General features: G+C 60.7%; 21 protein-coding genes. 14 read left to right on the top strand and 7 right to left on the bottom strand.

Going from position 1 to position 25,450, the window contains the following annotated elements; all coding sequences use genetic code 11:
* Window positions 1-27: 27 nt before the first annotated feature.
* Window positions 28-1,059, bottom strand: coding sequence for an amino acid ABC transporter substrate-binding protein (locus IHQ43_RS05185; protein ID WP_007957332.1), 1,032 nt, complete (start codon window positions 1,057-1,059; stop codon window positions 28-30).
* Window positions 1,060-1,526: 467 nt separating this feature from the next.
* Here IHQ43_RS05185 and IHQ43_RS05180 point away from each other — a divergent pair, with 467 nt between their 5' ends.
* The 5 genes from IHQ43_RS05180 to IHQ43_RS05160 all read left to right on the top strand — a co-directional run bounded on the left by IHQ43_RS05180 (window position 1,527) and on the right by IHQ43_RS05160 (window position 6,836).
* On the top strand, window positions 1,527-2,183 hold the full coding sequence (locus IHQ43_RS05180; RefSeq protein ID WP_192563612.1) for an alpha/beta hydrolase: 657 nt from the start codon (window positions 1,527-1,529) through the stop codon (window positions 2,181-2,183).
* 96 nt (window positions 2,184-2,279) lie between these two features.
* Window positions 2,280-3,758: an ATP-dependent RNA helicase RhlB gene (rhlB, locus tag IHQ43_RS05175; RefSeq protein WP_192563611.1), complete on the top strand. Its 1,479-nt coding sequence runs from the start codon at window positions 2,280-2,282 to the stop codon at window positions 3,756-3,758.
* 125 nt (window positions 3,759-3,883) lie between these two features.
* Window positions 3,884-4,828 (top strand): ornithine cyclodeaminase family protein, encoded by a 945-nt coding sequence (locus IHQ43_RS05170; protein WP_192563610.1) that lies wholly within the window; start codon window positions 3,884-3,886, stop codon window positions 4,826-4,828.
* A 145-nt stretch (window positions 4,829-4,973) separates the two neighbouring features.
* Window positions 4,974-6,101: an NAD(P)/FAD-dependent oxidoreductase gene (locus tag IHQ43_RS05165; protein WP_192563609.1), complete on the top strand. Its 1,128-nt coding sequence runs from the start codon at window positions 4,974-4,976 to the stop codon at window positions 6,099-6,101.
* A gap of 93 nt (window positions 6,102-6,194) precedes the next feature.
* A complete protein-coding gene (locus tag IHQ43_RS05160; protein ID WP_192563608.1) occupies window positions 6,195-6,836 on the top strand; it encodes a helix-turn-helix transcriptional regulator in 642 nt (213 codons plus the stop codon).
* Window positions 6,837-6,975: 139 nt separating this feature from the next.
* On the opposite strand, the gene IHQ43_RS05155 is transcribed toward IHQ43_RS05160, so the two are convergent.
* From IHQ43_RS05155 to IHQ43_RS05130, 6 genes are all read right to left on the bottom strand, one after another.
* Complete coding sequence (locus tag IHQ43_RS05155) at window positions 6,976-7,752, bottom strand: ABC transporter substrate-binding protein (RefSeq protein WP_192563607.1); 777 nt, start codon at window positions 7,750-7,752, stop codon at window positions 6,976-6,978.
* A gap of 278 nt (window positions 7,753-8,030) precedes the next feature.
* Complete coding sequence (moaE, locus tag IHQ43_RS05150; protein WP_192563606.1) at window positions 8,031-8,483, bottom strand: molybdopterin synthase catalytic subunit MoaE; 453 nt, start codon at window positions 8,481-8,483, stop codon at window positions 8,031-8,033.
* Between the two features lie 3 nt (window positions 8,484-8,486).
* Window positions 8,487-8,729: a MoaD/ThiS family protein gene (locus IHQ43_RS05145; RefSeq protein WP_085608143.1), complete on the bottom strand. Its 243-nt coding sequence runs from the start codon at window positions 8,727-8,729 to the stop codon at window positions 8,487-8,489.
* Window positions 8,726-9,199, bottom strand: a complete 474-nt coding sequence (gene moaC, locus IHQ43_RS05140; RefSeq protein WP_007957321.1) for a cyclic pyranopterin monophosphate synthase MoaC — start codon at window positions 9,197-9,199, stop codon at window positions 8,726-8,728. Before moaC ends, IHQ43_RS05145 begins: the two co-directional genes overlap by 4 nt.
* A 101-nt stretch (window positions 9,200-9,300) precedes the next feature.
* Window positions 9,301-10,695 (bottom strand): PhoH family protein, encoded by a 1,395-nt coding sequence (locus IHQ43_RS05135; RefSeq protein WP_007957320.1) that lies wholly within the window; start codon window positions 10,693-10,695, stop codon window positions 9,301-9,303.
* A 349-nt stretch (window positions 10,696-11,044) separates the two neighbouring features.
* Complete coding sequence (locus tag IHQ43_RS05130) at window positions 11,045-12,169, bottom strand: polysaccharide deacetylase family protein (RefSeq protein ID WP_192563605.1); 1,125 nt, start codon at window positions 12,167-12,169, stop codon at window positions 11,045-11,047.
* 263 nt (window positions 12,170-12,432) lie between these two features.
* Between IHQ43_RS05130 and yaaA the strand changes: the two genes are divergently transcribed.
* The 9 genes from yaaA to IHQ43_RS05085 all read left to right on the top strand — a co-directional run bounded on the left by yaaA (window position 12,433) and on the right by IHQ43_RS05085 (window position 25,309).
* Window positions 12,433-13,212 (top strand): peroxide stress protein YaaA, encoded by a 780-nt coding sequence (gene yaaA / locus IHQ43_RS05125; protein ID WP_192563604.1) that lies wholly within the window; start codon window positions 12,433-12,435, stop codon window positions 13,210-13,212.
* Window positions 13,213-14,024: 812 nt separating this feature from the next.
* Window positions 14,025-15,341: a nucleotide sugar dehydrogenase gene (locus tag IHQ43_RS05120; RefSeq protein ID WP_192563603.1), complete on the top strand. Its 1,317-nt coding sequence runs from the start codon at window positions 14,025-14,027 to the stop codon at window positions 15,339-15,341.
* Window positions 15,342-15,424: 83 nt separating this feature from the next.
* A complete protein-coding gene (alg8, locus tag IHQ43_RS05115) occupies window positions 15,425-16,906 on the top strand; it encodes a mannuronan synthase (RefSeq protein ID WP_192563602.1) in 1,482 nt (493 codons plus the stop codon).
* A gap of 35 nt (window positions 16,907-16,941) precedes the next feature.
* Window positions 16,942-18,111: an alginate biosynthesis protein Alg44 gene (locus tag IHQ43_RS05110; RefSeq protein ID WP_192563601.1), complete on the top strand. Its 1,170-nt coding sequence runs from the start codon at window positions 16,942-16,944 to the stop codon at window positions 18,109-18,111.
* 9 nt (window positions 18,112-18,120) lie between these two features.
* Entirely contained in the window at window positions 18,121-19,632 is a 1,512-nt protein-coding gene (gene algK / locus IHQ43_RS05105) for an alginate biosynthesis TPR repeat lipoprotein AlgK (RefSeq protein ID WP_425220292.1), read from the top strand.
* Window positions 19,629-21,116: an alginate export family protein gene (locus IHQ43_RS05100; protein ID WP_085608137.1), complete on the top strand. Its 1,488-nt coding sequence runs from the start codon at window positions 19,629-19,631 to the stop codon at window positions 21,114-21,116. The genes algK and IHQ43_RS05100 overlap by 4 nt, the downstream gene beginning before the upstream one ends.
* Before the next feature lie 26 nt (window positions 21,117-21,142).
* Window positions 21,143-22,714, top strand: a complete 1,572-nt coding sequence (gene algG / locus IHQ43_RS05095) for a mannuronan 5-epimerase AlgG (protein WP_192563599.1) — start codon at window positions 21,143-21,145, stop codon at window positions 22,712-22,714.
* 10 nt (window positions 22,715-22,724) lie between these two features.
* Window positions 22,725-24,176, top strand: coding sequence for an alginate O-acetyltransferase (locus IHQ43_RS05090; protein ID WP_192563598.1), 1,452 nt, complete (start codon window positions 22,725-22,727; stop codon window positions 24,174-24,176).
* Window positions 24,177-24,184: 8 nt separating this feature from the next.
* Entirely contained in the window at window positions 24,185-25,309 is a 1,125-nt protein-coding gene (locus IHQ43_RS05085) for a mannuronate-specific alginate lyase (RefSeq protein WP_192563597.1), read from the top strand.
* The last annotated feature ends 141 nt before the right edge of the window (window positions 25,310-25,450 follow it).

The following is a 25,450-nucleotide window of genomic DNA, read 5'->3' as shown; positions in this document are numbered from 1 at the left end:
CAGTTGGCCTGCCGGGTGACAGAACCATCAGCGCACTGGTGGTGCGTATTGAATGCCGCCGTTGTTCCACAGCGCGTTCAGGCCGCGGTCGATTTCCAGCGGAGTGCTCTTGCCGAGGTTTTTCTCGAAGATTTCGCCGTAGTTGCCGACTTGCTTGACGATCTGTACGACCCAGTCCTTCGGCAGTTTCAGGTCTTTGCCGTATTCGCCGTCTGCGCCGAGCATACGAGCGACATCCGGGTTCTTGGTCGCTTTGGCTTCAGCTTCGACGTTTTTCGAAGAGATGCCTGCTTCTTCGGTGTTCAGCAGCGCGTAGCCAACCCAACGAACGATGGCCAGCCACTCGTCGTCGCCGTTACGCACGACCGGGCCCAGAGGTTCCTTGGAAATGGTTTCCGGCAGAACCACGTAGTCCTTCGGCGAAGCCAGCTTGCTGCGCTGGGCGAACAGCTGGGACTTGTCGGAGGTCAGCACGTCGCAACGACCGGATTCCAGCGACTTGGCGCTTTCATCGGAGGTGTCGAAAGTGATCGGGGTGTATTTCAGACCGTTGCCGCGGAAGTAGTCGGAAACGTTCAGCTCGGTGGTGGTACCGGCCTGGATGCAGATGGTTGCACCGTCCAGCTCTTTGGCACTCTTCACGCCCAGCTTGTTGTTTACCAGGAAGCCGATGCCGTCGTAGTAGGTAATGAAGCCCGGGAATTTCAGGCCCATGCCCGCGTCACGGGAGCTGGTCATGGTGGTGTTGCGCGACAGGATGTCGATCTCGCCCGACTGCAGAGCGGTGAAACGCTCCTTGGCGTTCAACTGACTGAACTTGACCTTGGTCGCGTCGCCGAATACGGCAGCGGCCACGGCGCGGCAGACGTCAGCATCGATACCCACGATCTTGCCGGTGGAATCCGGAACCGAGAAGCCTGGCAAGCCATCGCTGACGCCGCACTGCACGAATCCTTTCTTCTTCACTGCATCCAGGGTTGCACCCGCCTGAGCGAACCCGCTGACACCCAGTACTGCAGCAGCAGTCACGATCGCCAGAGTGGATTTCAACATCTTCATTCAAACCTCCAGTTTTGCTCTTGTTGTGTCGGAGCTTGAGTCCAGTCGCACCCTTTTGAGGCGTTGTTGACCCGTGTTGGCTTTTTTTGGGGTCAACCGACGCAGGACCTTCGCTATGAGTCTAGTAGGAGAAAATCCACATCATGGACAACTCACTTCTCACCAGTCGGCCGAACGGGCGGTAGCCCTTTCACGTTCGCTAAGCCCGTTGCGGCCATTGGCGAACATCCATCACCGGATTCTTTGCTATCCCGTCGCCAGGCGTTCACTGATAGTGTTACCGCCAGGCGCGAGAACGATTGCACGACTACCTCATAGCAAAGCCCGTACCACACCGGCTGCTGAAGCGATTGAGTGACAGGTCAATAGCAAAACTTGCACCCTTGCGACATCTTCTTAACGGATCAACCGGGCGCGCACGCAAATCACGCACTCAATGAGAGCGCCCGCACACAATTGGAGCAGCCATGACCGAGCCCTTGATTCTTCAGCCTGTTAAGCCCGCAGACGCCTGCGTGATCTGGCTGCACGGCCTCGGCGCCGACCGCTACGACTTCCTGCCGGTGGCTGAAGCGCTTCAGGAAACCCTGCTGAGCACGCGTTTTGTCCTGCCCCAGGCGCCGACCCGTCCGGTGACGATAAATGGCGGATATGCCATGCCGAGCTGGTACGACATCAAAGCCATGAGCCCCGCGCGGGCGATCGACCGCGATGAGCTGGAAGCGTCCGCCGACCGCATCATCGAATTGATCGAAGAACAGCGAAGCAGCGGAATAGACGCCTCGCGAATTTTCCTCGCCGGTTTTTCCCAGGGCGGCGCCGTGGTCTATCACACCGCGTTTCTGAAATGGCAGGGGCCGCTGGGCGGGGTACTGGCATTATCGACATACGCGCCGACGTTCAGTGATGAACTGGAGCTGTCCGCCAGCCAGCAGCGAATTCCGGTACTGGCGCTGCACGGCCAGTTCGACAACGTGGTGCAGAACTCCATGGGACGCACGGCTTATGAGTATCTCAAGGCCCATGGTGTCACCGTGACATGGCAGGAATACCCAATGGAGCACGAAGTGTTACCCGAAGAAATTCGCGACATCGGCACGTGGTTGAGCGAACGCCTGCGCTGACAATTGCGACAAGGGTCGCCCTTTGATCATCCCACTACGCCGCGCCCGTTTCTTGCATTACACTGGCCGGCGTACATTCCTTAACCAATTGATGAGATGACCGTGCTCAAAGCACTCAAGAAAATGTTCGGTAAAAGCGAGGCTGAGCAGCTCGCGCCAGTCCCCACTGCGCCGTCGCACGCCCCCGGTCATCGCAGCGATGCCAGCCAGGCCGACCGCCAGACGCCCGCCACGTCGCCTCAACGTGAACCGAAACCCGCTCCAGCTGCCGCGCCCGCCACTGAGCCGGCCCGCAGCGAAGCACCGAAACCGGCCAGACCACGTCGCGAACCCAAGCCCAAGGCGCCGGTGATTCCCTGGAAACTCGAAGACTTCGTCGTCGAGCCACAGGAAGGCAAGACCCGTTTCCACGATTTCAAACTCGCCCCGGAACTGATGCACGCCATCCACGACCTGGGCTTCCCGTATTGCACGCCGATCCAGGCCCAGGTGCTGGGTTACACCCTCGCCGGCAAAGACGCCATCGGCCGCGCCCAGACCGGCACCGGCAAGACCGCCGCGTTCCTGATCTCGATCATCACGCAGCTGTTGCAGACCCCGCCGCCGAAAGAGCGCTACATGGGCGAGCCACGGGCGCTGATCATCGCGCCGACCCGCGAGCTGGTGGTGCAGATCGCCAAGGACGCCGCCGACCTGACCAAATACACCGGCCTCAACGTCATGACGTTCGTCGGCGGCATGGACTTCGACAAGCAGCTCAAGCACCTCGAAGCCCGCCACTGCGACATCCTGGTCGCGACCCCAGGCCGTCTGCTCGACTTCAACCAGCGCGGTGACGTGCACCTGGACATGGTCGAAGTGATGGTGCTGGACGAAGCCGACCGCATGCTCGACATGGGCTTCATCCCGCAAGTACGGCAGATCATTCGCCAGACCCCGCCGAAAAGCGAACGCCAGACCCTGCTGTTCTCCGCGACCTTCACCGATGACGTGATGAACCTCGCCAAGCAGTGGACCACCGACCCTGCCATCGTCGAAATCGAGGTCACCAACGTGGCCAACGAGAACGTCGAACAGCACATCTACGCGGTGGCCGGTGCCGACAAGTACAAACTGCTCTTCAACCTGGTCAACGACAACGGCTGGGAGCGAGTGATCGTGTTCGCCAACCGCAAGGATGAAGTGCGACGCATCGAAGAACGCCTGGTACGCGACGGCATCAACGCCGCGCAGCTGTCCGGCGACGTGCCGCAGCACAAGCGGATCAAGACGCTGGAAGGCTTCCGCGAAGGCAAGATCCGCGTTCTGGTCGCCACCGACGTGGCCGGTCGCGGTATCCACATCGACGGCATCAGCCACGTGATCAACTTCACCCTGCCGGAAGTCCCGGACGACTACGTGCATCGTATCGGCCGTACCGGTCGTGCTGGCGCCGACGGCGTGTCGATCAGCTTCGCCGGTGAGGACGACTCCTATCAGTTGCCGTCCATCGAAGAAAAACTCGGTCGCAAGATCAGCTGTGAAACGCCGCCGACCCATCTACTGCGGGCGGTTGAGCGCAAGCGTACACAGTAAGCGACGTCGTAAAGAGAAGCGCAGCCGGCAACGGACTGCGCTTTTTTTTTCGCCCGGATATTGTTCAACAAAACTAAAAGTCCATAATGGACAAATAAGTTTAAAAACAGCCTCCGGAGTCCGACATGTCCAGTACGCCTTACGTGATCGACCAAACCCAGGCCCGCGAGCTGCTGGCCCGGATCGATGTGCCGCAGATCCTGCGCAAGCTGTTCCGCGATCTGGCGGCCGGGCATGCGGTGCAACCGGCGCAGCAACTGGTGGAGTTCCCTCAGGGCGCCGGGGACTTCATCAACTATCTGGGCGTATTGGCCGAAGATGGCGTGTACGGGGTCAAGACTTCGCCGTATATCGTTCGCGAACAAGGCCCGCTGGTGACGGCGTGGACACTGCTGATGTCGATGCAGACCGGCCAGCCGCTGCTCCTTTGCGATGCCGGCGAACTGACCACCGCACGCACGGCTGCAACCACAGCTGTCGCTGTCAACGCCCTCGCCCCGTTGCAGGCCGCGCGTCTGGCAATCATCGGCAGCGGCAAGGTCGCCCAGGCGCATCTGCATTACGTCAAAACATTGCGCGACTGGCAAAGCATCAATGTGTACTCGCCTACCTTGAGCGACGACCCGGCAACCGCCCGCCAACTGCAAGCCCTCGATTCACGGGTGGGCATCGCCGACAGCCGCGAAACCGCCATTGCCGAGGCCGACGTAATCATGCTCTGCACCTCGTCCGCGGGCCCCGTGATCGACCCGGCAACTTTAAGCAAACCGGCGCTGATCACCTCGATCAGCACCAACGCACCACGCGCCCACGAAGTGCCGCCGCAAAGCCTCAACGACATGCAGGTGTTCTGCGACTATCGTCTGACCACTCCGGGCTCGGCCGGCGAGATGCTGATCGCCAGCGAACAGCATGGCTGGGACAGCAGCGCGATCCTCGGTGACCTGGCGGATCTGCTCAGCGAAAAAGTGCAGCGCCCCGGTTACGACCGTCACGTGTTTTTCCGCTCCATCGGCCTGGGCCTGGAAGACATCGCCCTGGCCAACGCCGTTTACCACTTAAGTAACTGATACCACGATCCCTGTGGGAGCGGGCTTGCCCGCGATGCAGACAACTCGGTAACTCAGGAAAACCGCAGTGATGCCATCGCGGGCAAGCCCGGCTCCCACAGGATTTGCGACAACTTCAACTTTGCAATTCAACGTGGAGTTTTTCATGAGCCAGGCAGATTTCATCATCATCGGCGGCGGGATTGCCGGCGCTTCCACCGGTTTCTGGCTGTCGCAGCACGGCAAGATCGTGGTGCTGGAGCGCGAGTCGCATCCGGCCTATCACTCCACCGGGCGCTCGGCTGCGCTGTTCACCGCCGCTTATGGCACCCCGCAGGTTCGGGCGCTGACCCAGGCCAGTCGAGCGTTTTTTGATCACCCGCCCAGCGGCTTCTGTGAACACCCGCTGCTGACTCCGCGCGGCGAGATGACCGTGGACTTCACCGGTGACGCCGCCGAACTGAACAATCAATACCTCAGCGCCAAAGCCACGGTGCCGGAGATGCAGCTGCTCAGCGCGGACGAAGCCTGCGCGCGGCTGCCGATCCTGCGCCGGGAGAAAGTCCATGGCGCGATCTACGACCCGACCGCCAGCGACATCGACACCGACGCCCTGCATCAGGGCTATCTGCGCGGTATCCGCCGCAACAACGGCCAAGTGCAGACCGATTGCGAAGTGCTCGGACTGAGCCGGGACGCCGACGGCATCTGGCACGTGCAGACCAACGGCCAGACCTTCAGCGCCCCCATCGTGATCAACGCGGCAGGCGCCTGGGCAGACAAGATCGGTGCCCTCGCCGGCGCCCGGCCGCTGGGTCTGCAACCGAAACGCCGCGCCGCGTTCATCTTCGCCGGTCCCGAAGGCGTGGACATTCATCACTGGCCGATGCTGGTCAGCCTCGACGAATCGTTCTATATGAAGCCCGACGCCGGGATGTTCCTCGGCTCACCGGCCAACGCCGACCCGGTCGAACCGCACGACGTGCAGCCGGAAGAACTGGACATCGCCATGGGCATTTACCAGATCGAGGAAGCGACGAACCTGACCATCCGCCGCCCGACCCGCACCTGGGCCGGCCTGCGCAGTTTCGTCGCCGACGGTGATTTGCTGTCCGGCTTCGATCCGCAGGTGCCGGGGCTGTTCTGGGTCGCGGCCCAGGGCGGCTACGGCATCCAGACTTCGCCGGCAATGGGCCAGGCCAGTGCCGCGCTGGTACGTGGCGAATCGTTGCCCGAACATCTCAAGCAATTCGGTCTGACCGCCGCCATGCTCGCCCCTGCCCGCCTGGCCTGACCGTCCGCCCGGATGACGCGCCCGACGGATTGCGGCACACTCGCAACGCCCCCGGATCAAGGGGGCGTTGACGTTGCCTGGAGCTCCACAGTTATGACCGCCCCCGAACACACGCCCGAGCCGAATGACGCCGCGCTGGACAACTACCACGCCATCGCCGACGCCATCGCTACGCTGTTCTTTCCCCACGCCGAAGTGGTGCTGCATGACCTGCGCACGCAGAAGGTCGACTACATCGCCAACAACCTGTCGAAACGGGTGATCGGCGATGAGTCGTCGCTGGAAGACATGCTCAGCGACGATGTCAGCGAACGGAACATCGGTCCGTACGAAAAGCTCAATTGGGACGGCCAGAAGATTCGCAGCCTGAGCACCGTGCTGCGCGACAGCGAAGGGCATCCGCTGGCGGTGCTGTGCATCAACCTGAATATTTCGCTGTTCGAGAATGCCAAGGCTGCGCTGGACCTGTTCCTCTCGCCGAGCAAACTGATCCCGCAACCGGACTCGCTGTTTCGCGATGACTGGCAGGAACGGATCAACACTTTCCTGCACGCCTGGCTACGGGAACGGCAACTGAGCCTGAACCTGCTGACCCGCGATCACAAACGCGAACTGGTGCTGGCGCTGCACGCCGAAGGGGCGTTCAAGGGCAAGAGCGCCTCGAACTATGTGGCCAATGTGCTGAACATGGGGCGGGCGACGGTGTACAAGCATTTGAAGGAATTGAAAGGCTGAAGATTTGCGGTGAATGTTACGGCCTCATCGCTGGCAAGCCAGCTCCCACAGTGCCCGCGTCGTACACAAAATATGTGATCACCGCTGAATCTGTGGGAGCTGCGGTGCGACGACTCGACTTGCCAGCGATGGCGGACTATCAGTCGCCGTAGATGTCCGACTTGAAGTACTTCTCGGAAATCTTCTGGTATTCGCCACTGGCGCGAATGCCGTCGATGGCAGTATTCAACTGGCTGACCAGTTCGGCGTTGCCCTTGCGCACCGCAATCCCCGCGCCCTCGCCCACGTATTTCGGATCCTTCAGCTCAGGCCCGACAAACGCATAACCCTTGCCCCGCGGCATCGACAAGAAGTCATTCAGTGGAATGGTGTCGGCGAAGATCGCGTCGAGTCGCCCGGCCGCCAGGTCCATGTAGATCTCTTCGTTATTGCCATAACGCTTGACGTTGATGCCCTTGGGCTCGAACACCTCGGTGGCGTAGCGGTCGGTGGTGGTCGCACGCTGTACGCCGACGGTCTTGCCCTTGAGGCTGGCGTACTGGTCATCAACAGTCGCGCCTTCCTTCATCACCAGCCGCGACGAGGTGAAATAGTACTTGTGGGTGAAGTCCACCGATTTCTTGCGGTCTTCGTTGATGGTCATGGACGACAGCGCCATGTCGATTTTCTTCACTTTCAGGGAAGGAATCAGACCGTCGAACTCGCCCTCGACCCACACGCACTTGACCTGCATCTGCGCGCACAGCGCATTGCCGATGTCATAGTCGAAACCGACGATTTCACCCTTGTCGGTCTTCGAGGCGAAGGGCGGATACGCCGCTTCGATACCGATGCGCAGGGTTTTCTCGGCGGCGAACGCGCTGCTGCACGCCAACAGGCTCAGTGCCAGACCGGTGATGAGGGGGAATTTCTTCATGTTCGTTCTCTCGCGGGTTGTTGTTGGTTTGGCAAGACAGAAGAAAAAGCTGAAACAGGGAAGACCTTTTTTGTACTTGTAAATCCATACTGGACTTTTACGTACAAACCGTCAATTGGGCGAGACCGATCATTTCTGGCCGATGGTCGGGGAGGTGAACTTGAGGGAATTGGTGATTCGGATGGCCACTTCGCGAGCAAGCTCGCTCCCACAAGGATCATCGAAAACCTGTGGGAGCGAGCTTGCTCGCGAAAACTGACTCTAAGTCGACAGAGGAATTACTGCTTCCAACGATCCGCCGCTGCATGATCGCTGTCGCGACCTTCGACCCAGCGCGGGCCGTCGCTGGTGTTCTCTTTCTTCCAGAACGGCGCACGGGTTTTCAGGTAATCCATGACGAAGGCGCAGGCGTCGAACGCCGCCTGGCGGTGGGCGCTGGCGGCAGCAACAAACACGATCGGCTCGCCAGGCTCCAGCGCGCCGATACGGTGCAACACTTCCAGTTTCAACAGCGGCCAGCGCTGCTCGGCCTCAACGGCGATCTTGCCGAGGGCCTTTTCGGTCATGCCCGGATAGTGTTCGAGGAACATCCCGGCGACATCGAGGCCGTCGTTGAAGTCGCGCACGTAACCGACAAAACTCACCACCGCGCCGACGCCGACATTGGCCGCGTGCATCGCGTTGACTTCAGCGCCCGGATCGAACGGTTCGGACTGCACCCGAATGGCCATGGCTCAGCCTCCGGTCACGGTGGGGAAAAACGCCACTTCGTCGCCATCGACCACCGGCTCGTCGAGCTGGCAGAGGTCTTCGTTGCGCGCGCACATCAGGTTCTGCTCGCTGAGCACCTCGGCGCCCTCACGCTGCGCCAGCAACGCACGAACGTCATCGACAGTGGCGAAATCACCTTCGACCTTCACCGAATCCACGCCCAGCGCCTCGCGGTAGCGGGCAAAAAACTTCACGGTCAGGTTCATGGCTGCTCCGCCTGGAAATGCCCGCTCTTGCCACCGACCTTTTCCAGCAGACGCACGCTTTCGATGGTCATGCCACGGTCCACGGCCTTGCACATGTCGTAGATGGTCAGGGCGGCAACGCTGGCGGCGGTCAGTGCTTCCATCTCGACGCCGGTCTGCCCGGACAATTTGCAGCGAGCGACGATGCGCACCGCGTCGTCGCCTTCAGCGCTGAGCTCAACCTTGACGCCGGTCAGCATCAGCGGATGGCACAGGGGAATCAGGTCACTGGTTTTTTTCGCTGCCTGAATGCCGGCAATGCGCGCCACGGCGAACACGTCGCCCTTGGGATGGCCGCCGCTGACGATCATCTGCAGGGTGTCGGGCAGCATGCGCACCAGCGCTTGGGCCGTCGCTTCACGGAACGTCACGGCTTTTTCGGTGACGTCGACCATGTTGGCGCGACCTTGGGAATCGAGATGAGTCAGCACGGGATTACTCCTGATCAGGAGCGCCGATTGTAAACCTGGGGGTCAGAATTGCGCACATAAAAAACCGGGCGACTTTGCAGTCGCCCGGTTCGGTTTGACGGTTACAGATGCGATTCGGCGTATTCGGCCAGGATCGAGCGAGGCACCCCTTGCAGGGTGATGTGCACACCGTTGGGGAAATCCTTGAAGCGTTCGGTCAGGTAAGTCAGCCCGGAGCTGGTCGCGGACAGGTAAGGGGTGTCGATCTGTGCCAGGTTGCCCAGGCACACCACTTTGGAACCGGCGCCGGCCCGGGTGATGATGGTTTTCATCTGGTGCGGCGTGAGGTTCTGGCATTCGTCGATCAGGATCAGGCTCTGCTGGAAGCTGCGACCGCGAATGTAGTTGAGCGATTTGAACTGCAACGGCACTTTGCTGAGGATGTAGTCGACGCTGCCATGGGTGTTTTCGTCATCCATGTGCAAGGCTTCGAGGTTGTCGGTGATGGCGCCCAGCCAAGGCTCCATTTTTTCCGCCTCGGTGCCGGGCAGGAAGCCGATTTCCTGGTCCAGGCCCTGCACGCTGCGGGTGGCGATGATGCGGCGATAGCGTTTGCTGACCATGGTCTGCTCGATCGCCGCGGCCAGCGCCAGAATGGTTTTACCCGAGCCGGCGGCGCCGGACAGGTTGACCAGGTGAATGTCCGGATCCAGCAGCGCGTACAGCGCCAGGCTCTGATAGATGTCCCGTGGCTTGAGGCCCCAGGCTTCCTGGTGCAGCAGCGGTTCCTGGTGCAGGTCGAGGATCAGCAACTTGTCCTCTTCGATCTCCTTGATCCAGCCGACAAAGCCCTGCTCATCAATGATGAACTCGTTGATGTGCACGGCAGGCAGGTTGTCGATCAATTGCACCTGATGCCAGGTGCGGCCGTGGTCCTGACGGGTTTCGACCTTGCTCACGCGGTCCCAGAAGGAGCCGGTCATGTTGTGATAACCGTTGGGCAGCAGGGACACGTCGTCGACCAGTTGGTCGGTGCTGTAGTCCTCGGCGTCGATCCCGCAGGCGCGCGCCTTGAGGCGCATGTTGATGTCTTTGGTGACCAGCACCACCGGTTTTTTCGGGTCGCGGGTGTGCAGGTCGATCAGCTGGTTGATGATTTTGTTGTCGTTCAGATGCTCGGGCAGGATCAGGTTCGATTCGGCCTGCTTGCTCATCAGAATCGACAGCAAGCCCTTCGGGCCGCCCTTGCCGCGCTGGATCGGCACGCCCTGTTCGACGTCATCGGGTGAAGCATCGCCCAGGGTCTTGTCGATCAGCCGGATAGCCTGACGGCATTCGGCGGCCACGCTGTGATGCCCGCTCTTGAGCTTGTCCAGCTCTTCAAGCACGGTCATCGGGATCGCGACGTGGTGTTCTTCGAAATTCAGCAGGGCGTTCGGATCGTGAATCAGTACGTTGGTATCGAGTACATAAAGGATTGGCTGGTTGGAGGAAGGGCTACGTCCGTGATCATCCATACTCGGTCACCTTTGTGGGAGCCATTCGACGCAATACCTCGGCGGTGCTGCGCCTCGAAGTGACTGCCGAATCCACCTGCACAGCTTTTGTCGGGATAGCAGGTGAACCGCACACAAAATGGGTCTTGGAAGACGCCACCTGTGTTGCAGGTTTCGGCGGTCTGACTTCGTAATACTCCAAAACCCGTGACAGAAAAAAGCACTTTGACGCTTTTTTGAAGTTTATTTTGCAAAGTGACGAAAAGCCCTTGGCGGACTGCCCTGCCCCCGTTAGAGTCGGAAGTCCGCCTGCATCGAATTCTGCAAAAAATTCACCCCAAGCCCAATGTTTCCGGGCTCTTGCCGTTTTTTAGCGAAACGCGTCCTGACAGTCTTCCCAGCCGATGCCGCTTTGCGCGGTTTGCGTGATCAGCCACGGCAACGCGGTCTTCACCGCATCCTGTTTCATGTTGAAATTGATCACCCCGTGCCGCCACAACAGCATCAGGGTCAGCACCCGCTGCGCGCTCGGATTGCCCTTGAGCTTGCCGGCGCCGTCCTGGGCATCGATGTCCCACAGCGCCACTTGCAGGCCCTGACTGTTGAAGAAACTGCGGGCATCGCTGCGACGTTGCCCTTCCGGAGGACGGAACAGCGGCACGTAGTTTTCCGGCAACTTGTTGCGGACCAGATCGGCACTGCGCCGCACCGAATCCTGCCAGTCCTGCCAGTGGCTGTGGGAGCGGAACTCCCAGCCTTGCACGCCAACGCACTGCTGCGAAAACGCCGCTTGCAGGCTGCTGACGGATCGGTCGGCCAGCCGCGCCTGAACATCCTTGCCCAACATAAAGAAGGTGCCGCTCAGGTTCGACTTGCGCAGGTACTCGGCGAGCCAGTCGGTGTTGTCCGGTTGCAGGTTGGCGGCGCTGTCGAAACTCAGCAGAAACAGGCGGTCGTGCATGTCGTCGCCGTTGCGCTCGTAGTCTCCGAAATGATCGAGTTCGCTGCTGGTCTGCGGCGAAAGCGCAGCCTTGCGCATCAGCTCATCGAGATATTGCAGGTGGAAGATCCGGCTCGGCTCGGCCCACTTGGTGTAATAGCTTTCGTCGCTGACCACGAATTTGGCCGCCTGCTCGCGCAGGGTCGGCAGGTCTTCGACGAGGAAGCAGAACGAGGCGTCCTGATCGCAGCTTTGCTGGGCGAAGTTGTAGTTGGCGAGCAGGCGCTGCCACAGGCGCTCGCGCAGGCTGTTGATCGCATCCAGATTGACCGTGCGCAGCCCCAGACGCTGGGCCAGCGCGGCCTCATCCAGCGCTTCGGTGCCGAGCAGGCCGCGGGCGAACATCAGGATTTCCGCCCGTGAGGCGACGTCGAACAGGGTCGGATTGTCGAGTTTTTCCGGCCAGGTGCTGCGATCCAGCGTCGCGATATCGCCCGGCGCCGCAACGGCACCGACGCTCAACAGCCACGCGGTGAAAAAAAGAACAATGCGCAAAGGGTGTCTCCATAACAAAACCCGCGCGGCACTATAGCCGATCCTGCCCCATTCCCCGCAGCAACACCTATCCCTTGTGAGAGCGAGCCTGCTCGCGAATGCGGTGTGTCATCCAGCACATCAGTCGACTGGAACGCCCTCTTCGCGAGCAAGCTCGCTCCCACAGGATTTGTGTACAGCCGCCGATCACCTATGGACGCGATAGCTGGAGTCATCCGCCCCAACCCCCTAGAATCGCCCCCACGATTAAAGGAGACGACTTCATGCTGATGGTGATTTCCCCCGCCAAGACCCTCGATTACGAAACACCGCCGGCGACCCAACGCTTCACCCAGCCGCAATACCTCGACCACTCCCAGGAACTGATCCAGCAACTGCGCGAACTGAGCCCGGCGCAGATCAGCGAACTGATGCACGTGTCCGACAAGATCGGCGGCCTCAACGCCGCGCGCTTCGGCAGCTGGACACCGGCGTTCACAGCGGAAAACGCCAAGCAGGCACTGCTGGCCTTCAAGGGCGACGTCTACACCGGACTCGACGCCCAGAGCTTCAGCGAAGCCGATTTCGATTACGCGCAACAGCACCTGCGCATGCTCTCCGGTCTCTACGGCCTGCTGCGCCCGCTCGACCTGATGCAGCCGTATCGCCTGGAAATGGGCACCAAACTGGCCAACGCCCGGGGCAAGGATTTGTACGCCTTCTGGGGCACGCGCATCAGCGAATGGCTGAACGAAGCGCTGGCCGACCAGGGCGACGACGTGCTGTTGAACCTGGCGTCCAACGAATACTTCTCGGCGGTCAAGCGCACGGCCCTGAATGCTCGGATCATCAATACCGAGTTCAAGGACCTGAAGAACGGCCAGTACAAGATCATCAGTTTCTACGCCAAGAAAGCCCGGGGGCTGATGAGCCGTTTCGTGATCCAGGAACGCATCAACGATCCGGCAGCCCTCAAACAGTTCGACGTTCAGGGTTATCGCTACAGCGCCGAGCAATCGAAACCGGACAATCTGGTGTTCCTGCGCGACCACGCACCGGAATAAAGCATGCACTTCTGCACGACTCTTTATAGAGAGGGTCGTGCAGCTCGCACGACGTCAAAAATCCCCCGCCCGTTTACGCCGATTTATTGGCGCCATAAAAACATCACCCTGTTTTCTATCTTTAGTTTCACTCGACAGTTGTCATTTTTTTCAGTAGTGGCACCTAAATTTTTTCACGGTAGTGGCACAAAACCATCTAAGACGATTATCTCCCTATCAATAAAGGGCGAAATCGAAAGTGCTATCAATATGAAAGCAGTGCCATCTTTCTCAATATTTCAAAAAATTTCAGATTTCGCGATGAGCGGACAGGAACTATGTCCAAATGCATAGCTCATACCACCGGTAACGATTCTCGCCGAGTTTGTACGAGATAACTTACGCAGAGAACAAACCCATGTAACCAAGTTGTCACAGCAACTTGCCCCTAATGGATAACAACTCTGGACAACTAGCGAAGGACAGGAGATACGCACCATTAATATCCCCTACAAGGCCAAGGCCGCGCCCTTATAAACGTGCTCGCCAGAGCACCCAACCGCCCGATCTACAGGCCTCTCGCCTGACATCGAGCGCGCAATACGATTGCACGAGAGCCCTCTGACAAGAGGATCAGCTGCATAACAGGGCACGTCATAACAACAAGGCCTGGTTGCGCACATCTTGAGTGCACTTATTTAGACACTCGGAACTTAAGTATGCCTGCACACGGCATTGTGACGCCTGCGAGTCACACTTTCGAGTGCACTAAGACCGCTGAACACCATTAACTCCGGCCTTCTAATGGCCTGATATATACAGAGGTAATTGCGATGCGCATCAGCATATTTGGTTTGGGTTACGTCGGCGCTGTCTGTGCCGGTTGCCTGTCTGCACGGGGCCATGACGTGGTTGGCGTCGATGTTGCCAAAGACAAGATCGACATGATCAACGCTGGCAAATCTCCCATTGTCGAACCGGGCCTGGGCGAGTTGCTGGCACAAGGTATCCAGACCGGTCGTCTGCGCGGCACGACCAACTTCGCCGAGGCGATTCGTGATACCGACCTGTCGATGATCTGCGTCGGCACGCCGAGCAAGAAGAACGGCGACCTGGAACTGAACTACATCGAAGCGGTGTGCCGCGAGATCGGTTTTGTCCTGCGTGAAAAGTCCACCCGCCACACCATCGTCGTGCGCAGCACCGTATTGCCGGGCACCGTGGCAAACGTTGTCATCCCGATCCTCGAAGACTGCTCCGGCAAGAAAGCCGGCGTTGATTTCGGTGTTGCCGTGAACCCTGAGTTCCTGCGTGAATCCACTGCGATCGCCGACTACGACCTGCCACCGATGACCGTCATCGGCGAGTTCGACAAGGCGTCGGGCGACGTTCTGCAATCGCTGTACGAAGAACTCGACGCACCGATCATCCGCAAGGACATCGCCGTCGCCGAGATGATCAAGTACACCTGCAACGTCTGGCACGCCACCAAAGTGACCTTCGCCAACGAGATCGGCAACATCGCCAAAGCGGTGGGCGTCGATGGCCGCGAAGTGATGGACGTGGTCTGCCAGGACAAGACCCTCAACCTGTCCCAGTACTACATGCGCCCGGGCTTCGCCTTCGGCGGCTCGTGCCTGCCCAAAGACGTGCGCGCCCTGACCTACCGCGCCGGTTCCCTGGACGTCGAAGCGCCGCTGCTCAACTCGCTGATGCGCAGCAACGAATCGCAAGTGCAGAACGCCTTCGACATCGTTGAAAGCCACGATAAACGCAAAGTCGCCCTGCTCGGCCTGAGCTTCAAGGCCGGCACCGACGACCTGCGCGAAAGCCCGCTGGTGGAACTGGCCGAGATGCTGATCGGCAAGGGTTACGACCTGAGCATCTACGACAGCAACGTCCAGTACGCCCGTGTCCATGGCGCGAACAAGGATTACATCGAGTCGAAGATCCCGCACGTGTCGTCGCTGCTCAACGCGGACTTCGATTCGGTGATCGACAACTCCGACGTGATCATCCTCGGCAACCGCGACGAGAAGTTCCGCGCGCTTGCCCAACAGGCACCGCACGGCAAGCAGGTCATCGACCTGGTCGGCTTCATGGCCAAGGCCACCGATGCCGGCACCCGCACCGAAGGCATCTGCTGGTAACGCAGCAGCAAGCCCCGAGTTTCAAGCCGCACGCCGTGAATCGGCGGGCGGCTTGAAGCCCCCATCACCTTCGGATGACGGTCATGTCCAAGCTCAAACATTTTTTTCTGCAATCCGCCGGCTGGCTTTTGTTTCTGAGCCTGCTGATGGGCCTGGCCCTGATGCTGCCCACGTCCACGTTCGACTCCGAGTCGAAGGACTTCATTTTCCTGATTGGCGCCGTGGGTATCTGGCGCTACTCGATGGGTGCCACACACTTTGTGCGCGGCATGATCTTTCTCTACATCGTCTACCCGCACCTGCGCCGCAAGGTTCGCAAGCTGGGTAAAGCGGCGGACCCGTCGCATGTGTTTCTGATGGTCACCAGTTTTCGCATCGACGCGTTGACCACCGCGCAGGTCTACAGCTCGGTGATCCGCGAAGCCATCGACTGCGAACTGCCGACCACCGTGGTCTGCTCGATCGTCGAAATGTCCGATGAGCTGCTGGTCAAGGCGCTGTGGGCGCGGATGAATCCGCCAGAACGCGTGAAGCTCGACTTCGTGCGCATCCCCGGCACCGGCAAGCGCGATGGCCTGGCGTTCGGTTTCCGCGCGATCTCCCGCCACCTGCCGGACGACCGCGCCGTGGTAGCCGTGATCGACGGCGATACCGTGCTCGGCGAAGGCACCGTGCGCAAGACCGTGCCGTGGTTCCAGCTGTTCGGCAACGTCGGCGGCCTGACCACCAACGAGTTCTGCGAAGTGCGCGGCGGCTACATCATGAGCGAATGGCACAAGCTGCGTTTCGCCCAGCGCCACATCAACATGTGCTCGATGGCCCTGTCCAAGCGCGTGCTGACCATGACCGGTCGCATGTCGGTGTTCCGCGCCACCGTGGTCACCAACCCGGAATTCATCGCCGACGTCGAAAGCGACTCGCTGCAACACTGGCGTCTGGGCCGTTTCAAGTTCCTGACCGGCGACGACAAGTCGAGCTGGTTCAGCCTGATGCGCCTGGGCTACGACACCTTCTACGTGCCGGACGCGGCGATCAACACCGTTGAACACCCGCCGGAAAAGCGCTTCATCAAGGCCAGCCGCAAACTGATGTTCCGCTGGTACGGCAACAACCTGCGGCAGAACTCCCGGGCCCTGGGCCTGGGCGTGAAACGCCTCGGCGCCTTCACCTCGGTGGTGCTGTTCGACCAGCGCGTTTCGATGTGGACATCCTTGCTCGGCCTGACCGTGGCCATTATCGCCAGCTTCAAGTACGGCACCGCGTTCATCCTGGTTTACCTGCTGTGGATCGGCATCACCCGGCTGATTCTGACGCTGCTGCTGTCGTGTTCGGGCCACCGGATCGGTCCGGCTTACCCGGCGATTCTCTATTACAACCAGATCGTCGGCGCGCTGGTGAAGATCTACGTGTTCTTCCGCCTCGACCAACAATCCTGGACTCGCCAACCCACTTCCCTGACCCGTGATCTCGCCAGCTTTCAACGTTGGTTCAACACCTGGTCGTCTCGGACCATGACCTTCTCCGCCGGCAGCATTTTCGTCGCCGTGCTGCTGATGATGGTCTGACCCGCCCCTATTGAATTAACAAGGAAATCGCCCCTATGAATACCGCCGTCAACGTCAACGTAGTGCATGAATCCGAAGCCCAGCGCCAACACGCCCGCGTGAAAATCCCGGCCAAACTGCGCTTCTTCGGCCCCGACCGGACACCGGTTGAAGCGCGGGTCATCGACCTGTCCGCCGGCGGTCTGGCGTTCAACGCCGGGCAACTGCCGCTGACCGTCGGCGAGGTGTACAAGGCGCGCCTGCAATTCGTCATCGACAACCTCGGCCTGGCCATGGACGTGGAGCTGCAGGTGCGCTCCTTCGACCGCCAGACCGGTCGCGCCGGGTGCCAGTTCCAGAACCTCGAACAGCAGGACATTTCCACCCTGCGCCACCTGATCACTTCGCACCTGGCCGGCGACATCGTCAGCATCGGCGAAGTGCTGGCGACCCTGCAGCGCGACAACTTCACCAAGGCACGCAAGGTCAAGGACGGCGGCTCCGGCATGACCCCGTTCGGGCGTCTGAAAGCGGTGACGTTCAGCGCCGGTGTCTTCGCAGTCGGTCTGGTCGCAGCGGGGTTCATTTTCAAATCGGTGTACAGCATGTACTTCGTCAGCCATGCACAGGCTGGCCTCGTCAGCGTGCCGGGCATGAACATCACCATGCCGCGCGACGGCACCGTGCAGAGCCTGGTGAAATCCGACGGCGTCGCCGCCAAGGGCGCACCACTGGCGACTTTCAGCACCAGCATGCTCGACGTGCTCAAGGGCCATCTGGATGAAGATCAACTGCAGCCGGCCAAAGTTGAAGAACTGTTCGGCAAGCAAATGACCGGCACCCTGACCTCGCCCTGCGATTGCACCGTGGCCCAGCAACTGGTGGCCGACGGTCAATACGCGAGCAAAGGTGATGTGATCTTCTCGCTGGTACCGCGCAACACCCAGGCCACCGTTGATGCACGCTTCTCCTATCGCCAGTTCGGCGACGTGCGTCCGGGTACCCCCGTGAGCTTCCAGATCGCCGGCGAAGACAAGACCCGCACCGGCAAGATCGTCAGCAGCACCAGCCTGAAAAGCGCCGACCTGTCCTCCGACATCCGCGTGCAGATCCAGCCTGACGAACCGCTGGACAGCAGTTTCGCCGGCCGCCCGGTGGAAGTGAACAGCGACCGTGGTCCGAACCTGAACTGGCTGATCGACAAAGCCATGGCTGCCGGTCTTTAAGTCGAGGACATGCCCGTGACTACTCCACCCATCTCGAGCACACCACAAACCCTGTGGGAGCGAGCTTGCTCGCGAATGCATTCTGACATTCAGCCTCAGTGCCGACTGACACACCGCTTTCGCGAGCAAGCTCGCTCCCACATGGGTTCATTGTGCGCATTGGCATTGGCAGTGAGTCTGGCCGGTTGCGCTGGCCTCCCCGACCAGCGTCTGGCCAACGAAGCGCTCAAGCGCGGTGACACCGCGACCGCCGCGCAAAACTACCGTGCGCTGGCCGATCTGGGATACAGCGAAGCCCAGGTAGGCCTTGCCGACATCCAGGTCGACAGCCGCGATCCGGAACAGATGAAACAGGCCGAAGCCACCTACCGCGCCGCCGCCAGTGTTTCGCCGCGTGCCCAGGCCCGACTCGGCCGCTTGCTGGTGGCCAAGCCCGGCGCCACCGAGGCCGAGCATCAGGAAGCCGAAAGCCTGCTGAAGAAAGCCGCCGCCAGTGGCGAAGGCAACACGCTGATCCCGCTCGCGATGCTGTACCTGCAATTCCCGCACAGCTTCCCGAACATCAACGCTCAGCAGCAGATCGACCAATGGCGCAAATCCGGTTACCCGGAAGCAGGTCTGGCGCAGGTACTGCTGTATCGCACCCAGGGCACGTATGACCAGCATCTGGATGACGTGGAAAAAATCTGCAAGGCCGCGATCAACACCACCGACATCTGCTACGTCGAGCTGGCCACGGTTTATCAGAAACGTGGCGCGCCGGAGCAACAGGCCGAGCTGATCAAACAAATGCAGGCCGGCTACAGCCGCGGCACCGTCAGCGCTCAGCGGGTGGATTCGGTGGCCCGTGTGCTGGCCGATTCGACCCTGGGCAAGACCGACGAAAAAACCGCGCAGTCGCTGCTCGAGCCGATCGCTCCGGGCTACCCGGCGTCATGGGTCACCCTCGCGCAACTGCTCTACGATTTCCCGGAACTGGGCGACACCGACCAGATGATGCAGTACCTGGACAACGGCCGAGCCGCCGACCAGCCGCGCGCCGAACTGTTGCTGGGCAAACTCTACTACGAAGGCAAACTGGTCCCGGCCGACGCGAAAGTCGCCGAGGAACATTTCCAGAAAGCCGTCGGCCGCGAAGTCGCCGCCGACTACTACCTCGGCCAGATCTACCGCCGTGGCTACCTGGGCAAGGTCTATCCGCAGAAGGCCCTCGACCATCTGCTGACCGCTGCGCGCAACGGCCAGAACAGCGCCGACTTCGCCATCGCCCAGCTGTTTTCCCAAGGCAAGGGCACCAAGCCCGACCCGCTCAATGCCTACGTGTTCAGTCAGTTGGCCAAGGCGCAAAACACCCCGCAAGCCGATGAGCTGGCGACCACCCTCGCCGCGCAACTGCCGCCCGAGCGTCTGGCCGAAGCCCAGCGCCTGCTGCAACAGGAACAGGCGACCCGTGGCGCCCTGAGCCAGAACACGCTGCAACTGCACGCCCTGCAAGAAGAAGACGGCGAGGAAAAATTATGAAATTGAATCCCTTTGTGAAGGCCGGCATTGGCCTCACGTTCGCGCTGATCTGGTCTTGCCCGACCCTGGCCGCGATGACTGAATCGAAGAACTTCGGCCTCGAAGTGAAAATCACCGGCCAGTCCGAAGACGACCGCGACCTCGGCACCGCCAGCGGCGGCGACGTCAACGGCGTCGGCCTCGATCTGCGTCCGTGGGTCTACGGCGAAAGCGGCGCCTGGAGCGCCTACGCCATGGGCCAGGCTGTGACCTCGACCGACATCATCGAGACCGACACCCTGCAGCAGTCCGACAGCGAAGGCACCCAGACCACCGACAACGGCGACCGCAAGACCAAGAAAAACTACCTGGCGATGCGCGAGTTCTGGGTCGGCTACAGCGGCCTGACGCCTTACCCCGGCGAGATCCTCAAGTTCGGTCGCCAGCGCCTGCGCAACGACGACGGCCAGTGGCGCGACACCAACATCGAAGCCCTGAACTGGACTTTCGACACCACTCTGCTGCGCGCCAACGCCGGTGTGGCCGAACGCTTCAGCGAATACCGCACCGACCTCAAGGAGCTGGCGCCGAAAGACAAGGATCGCCTGCACGCCTACGCCGATGCTGCGTATCAGTGGACGCCGGGCAACTGGGTCGGCATTCGCGGTCACCACACTCACGACGACGGCAAGCTCGACTATCCGGAGCCGGGCGTGGCTGGCGACTCGCTGGACAAGAAAGAGAACGGCGACATCAGCTGGCTCGGCCTGACCGCCGACAGCGACGCCTACAACTGGCGTAACACCAACACCGTCAACTACTGGGGCAGCATCACCGGCATGAGCGGCGACCGCGATACGGTCAACGCCCTCAACGCCGACGGCACCCGCCCGGCCCAGGCCAAGCGCAGCGACAACGTCGACGGCTGGGCCACCGACATTGGTGTGCGTCTGCGCCTCGATCCGCAATGGCAGGTCGGTGCAGCGTATGCCCGCGCCAGCGCCGATTACGAACAGAACGGCCTGGAAAGCAACCGCTCGAACTACACCGGTACTCGCTCGCGGGTTCACCGTTTCGGCGAGGCCTTCCGTGGCGAAATGAACAACATGCAGACCGCCACCCTGTTCGGTTCGTGGATGCTCAATGACCAGTACGACGCCAGCCTGATCTACCACAAGTTCTGGCGTGTGGACGGCAACAAGCCGGTGGGCAGCAACGGCATCAACGCCGTGGAAAACAACACCGACGACGTCACCGGCGCGATCCTTTCCAGCACCTCCCTGCCATTGCAGGACGGCAACAAGGATCTGGGCCAGGAAATGGATCTGGTGGTCACCAAGTACTTCAAGCAAGGCTTGCTGCCGGCGGCGCTGAGCCAGTCGATCGACGAGCCTTCGGCGCTGGTGCGCTTCCGTGGCGGCGTGTTCAAGCCGGGTGACGCCTATGGCAGCCAGGTCGATTCGTACATGCACCGCGCGTTCATCGACGTGATCTGGCGCTTCTGATGCAAACCGCCAAGGGAGTGCCCGACATGAACAGTGCCCGCAAAGGCTCACTCAGCCTGCTGGCCGGCGCGATGCTGCTGGCTTCGGCCGGCGCCTTCGCCAGTGTGGAACCGGCCAAGGCTGTGACCACCGCCAAGGAGCTGCAACAGGCCAAGACCTACACCGTCAGCAGCGCGCCGACCGAAGCGCTGGAACTGGCCAAGCCGAAACTGCCCGACCTCTCCGGCTACACCGCCGAAGCCGCCGCCGCGAAAATCGTGCGCAGCAAACCGGGCAAGATCAGCGTGCGCCGGATGATGCAGGAAGACGCCCTGAAGGACTTCATCGGCGGCGACAACAAGATGGCCGAATGGGTGGTGCGTCAGCACGGCATCCCGCAGGCGATCTTCGTCGACGACGGCTACATGAACCTGAAAGAACTGGCGCAGAAACTGCCGAAACAGTACTTCAGCGAAACCTCGCCGGGCGTGTATCTGGCCAAGTTGCCGATCGTGGTGGGCCGCAAGGGCATCCTCGAAATCGACGGCCAGACCCAGGAGTTGCGCCTGTCCCAGGAGGCCGGTTCGTTCCTGGTCAACGACGGTCAGTTGTTCGTGCGTGACACCAAAATCACTGGCTGGCGCGAGAAGGAAAACGGCCCGGCAACCTTCCGGTCGCCGAAGGAATTCCGCCCTTTCCTGCTGGCCTGGGGCGGCACCGAGACCTACATCGTCAACAGCAAGATGGCCAGCTTCGGCTACGCCAACAGTAAGTCGTACGGGGTGAGTATTTCCCAGTACACGCCGAACATGGCCAAGGTGCTCAAGCGTCCCGAGCCGACCGGCTGGATCGTCGGCTCCGAGTTCTCGGACATGTGGTATGGCTTCTACTGCTACGAGACCCGCGACTTCGTGGTCAAGGGCAACACCTACAAGGACAACATCGTCTACGGCATCGACCCGCACGACCGTTCCCACGGTCTGATCATTGCCGAGAACACGGTGTACGGCACGAAGAAGAAGCACGGGATCATCATTTCCCGTGAGGTCAACGACAGCTTCATCTTCAACAACAAAAGCTACGACAACCACCTCTCGGGGCTGGTGATCGACCGTAACAGCGTGAACAACCTGATCGCCTACAACGAGATCTACAAGAACCACACCGACGGCATCACCCTCTACGAGTCCGCCGACAACCTGCTGTGGGGCAACAAGGTCATCAGCAACAAGCGCCACGGCATCCGCATTCGTAACAGCGTGAACATCCGCCTCTACGAAAACGTCGCCATGGCCAACGGCCTGACCGGCGTCTACGGGCACATCAAGGACCTGACCGACACCGACCGCGACATCAAGCTCGACCCGTTCGACGCCCAGGTTTCGCTGATCGTCGTCGGCGGTGAACTGGCGGCCAACGGCAGCGGCCCGCTGTCGATCGATTCGCCCCTGAGTGTCGAGCTGTATCGCGTGTCGATGCTGGCGCCGACCAAATCCAGCGGCATCAGCTTCAACGGCATCCTCGGCGAGCGCCAGGATGAAATTCTCGACCTGCTGGTGCGCCAGCAGAAAGCCGTGCTGATCGACCCTGTCGAACGCCAGACCGAACTGCGGGACTGAGGACAATTTTATGCACCCACACTTGATCAAATTACTCAGCCTGTCGGCCCTGACCGTGGGCATTCTGGCGGCCAGCAACGGCGCCCGCGCCGATGAAGTCCAGCCGCCGAAATTCACGGCCGAACCTTGCTGCAGCCTGTGCCCGGCCGCCCACGACGCGAAGAACTACACCACTCGCTACCAGCAGAACTTCACCACTCTGGTGCAGGCGCAGGGCGACTGGTTGTTCCGGACCCAGGAGGATTTGCGCACCGAGTTCAACACCACCCCGGCCGGCTACAAACGCCTGCAACAGCTGCACGATGCGTTCAAGGCCAAAGGCGTCGAACTGGTGATCGTCTACCAGCCGACCCGTGGCCTGGTGAACCGCAACAAGCTCAACCCGGCAGAAAAAGCCGCGTTCGACTACGAGAAAGCGCTGGGCAATTACAAGACCATGCTCGGCCGTTTCGCGAAGATGGGTTACGTGGTGCCGGACCTGTCGCCGCTGACCAACGAATCGCTGCCGGACACCCTGCCCGCCCACGATTTCTACTTCCGTGGCGACCAGCACTGGACGCCATACGGTGCCCAGCGCACGGCGAAAATCGTCGCCGAGCAGGTCAAGCAGATCCCGGCCTTCGCCGACATTCCCAAGCGTGAGTTCGAAACCAAACGCTCCGGACGCATGGGCAAGACCGGCACCCTGCACAACATGGCCGGACAACTGTGCGGCACCAGTTACGCGATCCAGTACATGGACCAGTTCACCACTGAACCGAAAGGCGAGGCCGGCGACGGCGATCTGTTCGGTGATTCCGGCAATCCGCAGATCACTCTCGTGGGTACTTCGCACAGCGGCAAGAACTACAACTTCGCCGGGTTCCTCGAAGAAGCCATCGGCGCCGACATTCTCAACGTCGCCTTCCCCGGCGGCGGTCTGGAAGGTTCGATGTTGCAGTACCTGGGCAGCGACGAATTCCAGAAGACCCCGCCGAAAATCCTCATCTGGGAATTCTCGCCGCTGTACCGCCTCGACCAGGAAACCATCTATCGCCAGATGATGTCCCTGCTCGACAACGGCTGCGAAGGCAAAGACGCGCAAATGTCCGCGAGCACCACGCTCAAGCCGGGCGGCAAACAAGAACTGCTGGTCAACAGCAAGAACCTGAACCTGCAGAACAGCAGCCATCAGGTCGACATCCGCTTCGCCGACACCTCGGTGAAAACCCTGCAAGCCACCCTCTGGTACATGAACGGTCGCCACGAGGACATCAAGATCGAGAAACCGGAAACCTCCGACACCGACGGTCGTTTCGCCTTTGAGCTGCGCACGGACGAAGACTGGGCCTCGCAAAACCTGCTGGCTGTCGAAGTCCAGGGCCCGGAAGCGGGCACCGCGCCACAGAAAGTCGAAGCGAAAATCTGCAAACGCAACGTATTCCCGGGCGCTGGGCAACAAACCGCTCAGGTCGGGCAATGAGGTCTGCTATGCGAAACCCGAAACTGAAATCCTTACTGGCACCAACGCTGCTGAGCCTGGCGATGTTCGCCGGGGGCACTCAGGCCGCCGCGCCACTGCGTCCCCCTCAGGGCTACTTTGCGCCTGTGGATAAATTCAAGACCGGCGACAAGAGCGAAGGCTGCGATGCGATGCCGGCGCCGTACACCGGGCCGCTGCAATTTCGCAGCAAATACGAAGGCTCGGACAAGGCTCGCGCGACGCTGAACGTGCAGTCGGAAAAAGCCTTTCGCGACACCACCAAAGACATCACCACCCTGGAACGCGGCACCGCCAAGCGGGTGATGCAGTTCATGCGCGACGGTCGTCCGGAACAGCTCGATTGCACACTCAACTGGTTGACGGCGTGGGCCAAGGCCGATGCGTTGATGTCAAAGGACTTCAACCACACCGGCAAGTCGATGCGCAAATGGGCGCTGGGCAGCATGGCCTCTTCGTACATCCGACTGAAGTTCTCCGACTCCCATCCGCTGGCCCAGCACCAGCAGGAAGCGCAGTTGATCGAAGCCTGGTTCAGCAAGATGGCCGATCAGGTGGTCAGCGACTGGGACAACCTGCCGCTGGAAAAAACCAACAACCACTCGTACTGGGCCGCCTGGTCGGTGATGGCGACATCGGTCGCCACCAACCGCCGCGACCTGTTCGATTGGGCGGTCAAGGAATACAAGGTCGGGGTCAATCAGGTCGATGCCGACGGCTACCTGCCGAACGAACTCAAGCGCCAGCAACGCGCCCTCGCCTATCACAACTACGCCCTGCCGCCGCTGGCGATGATCGCCAGTTTCGCCCAGGTCAACGGTGTGGATCTGCGTCAGGAAAACAACGGCGCGCTGAAACGTCTGGGTGACCGGGTGCTGGCCGGGGTGAAAGACCCCGAAGACTTCGAGAAGAAGAACGGCAAAGAGCAGGACATGACCGATCTGAAAGAGGACATGAAATTCGCCTGGCTCGAACCGTTCTGCACCCTCTACACCTGTTCGCCGGATGTGATCGAGAAGAAGCACGGCATGCAGCCATTCAAGACCTTCCGCCTCGGCGGCGACCTGACCAAGGTCTATGACCCGTCCCACGAAAAGGGCAACAAAGGTTCCTGAGGACACTGATAAACCCTGTGGGAGCGAGCTTGCTCGCGAAGAGGATCTGACATTCAAAAATGATGTCGTCTGGCACACCGCTTTCGCGAGCAAGCTCGCTCCCACAGGTTAAGTGTCAGGTTTGAGATGTGTGAGTTAGCT

It is taken from the genome of Pseudomonas gozinkensis, from assembly GCF_014863585.1.
Lineage (GTDB): Bacteria > Pseudomonadota > Gammaproteobacteria > Pseudomonadales > Pseudomonadaceae > Aquipseudomonas > Aquipseudomonas gozinkensis.
This window is presented reverse-complemented; position numbering and strand designations above follow the sequence as displayed.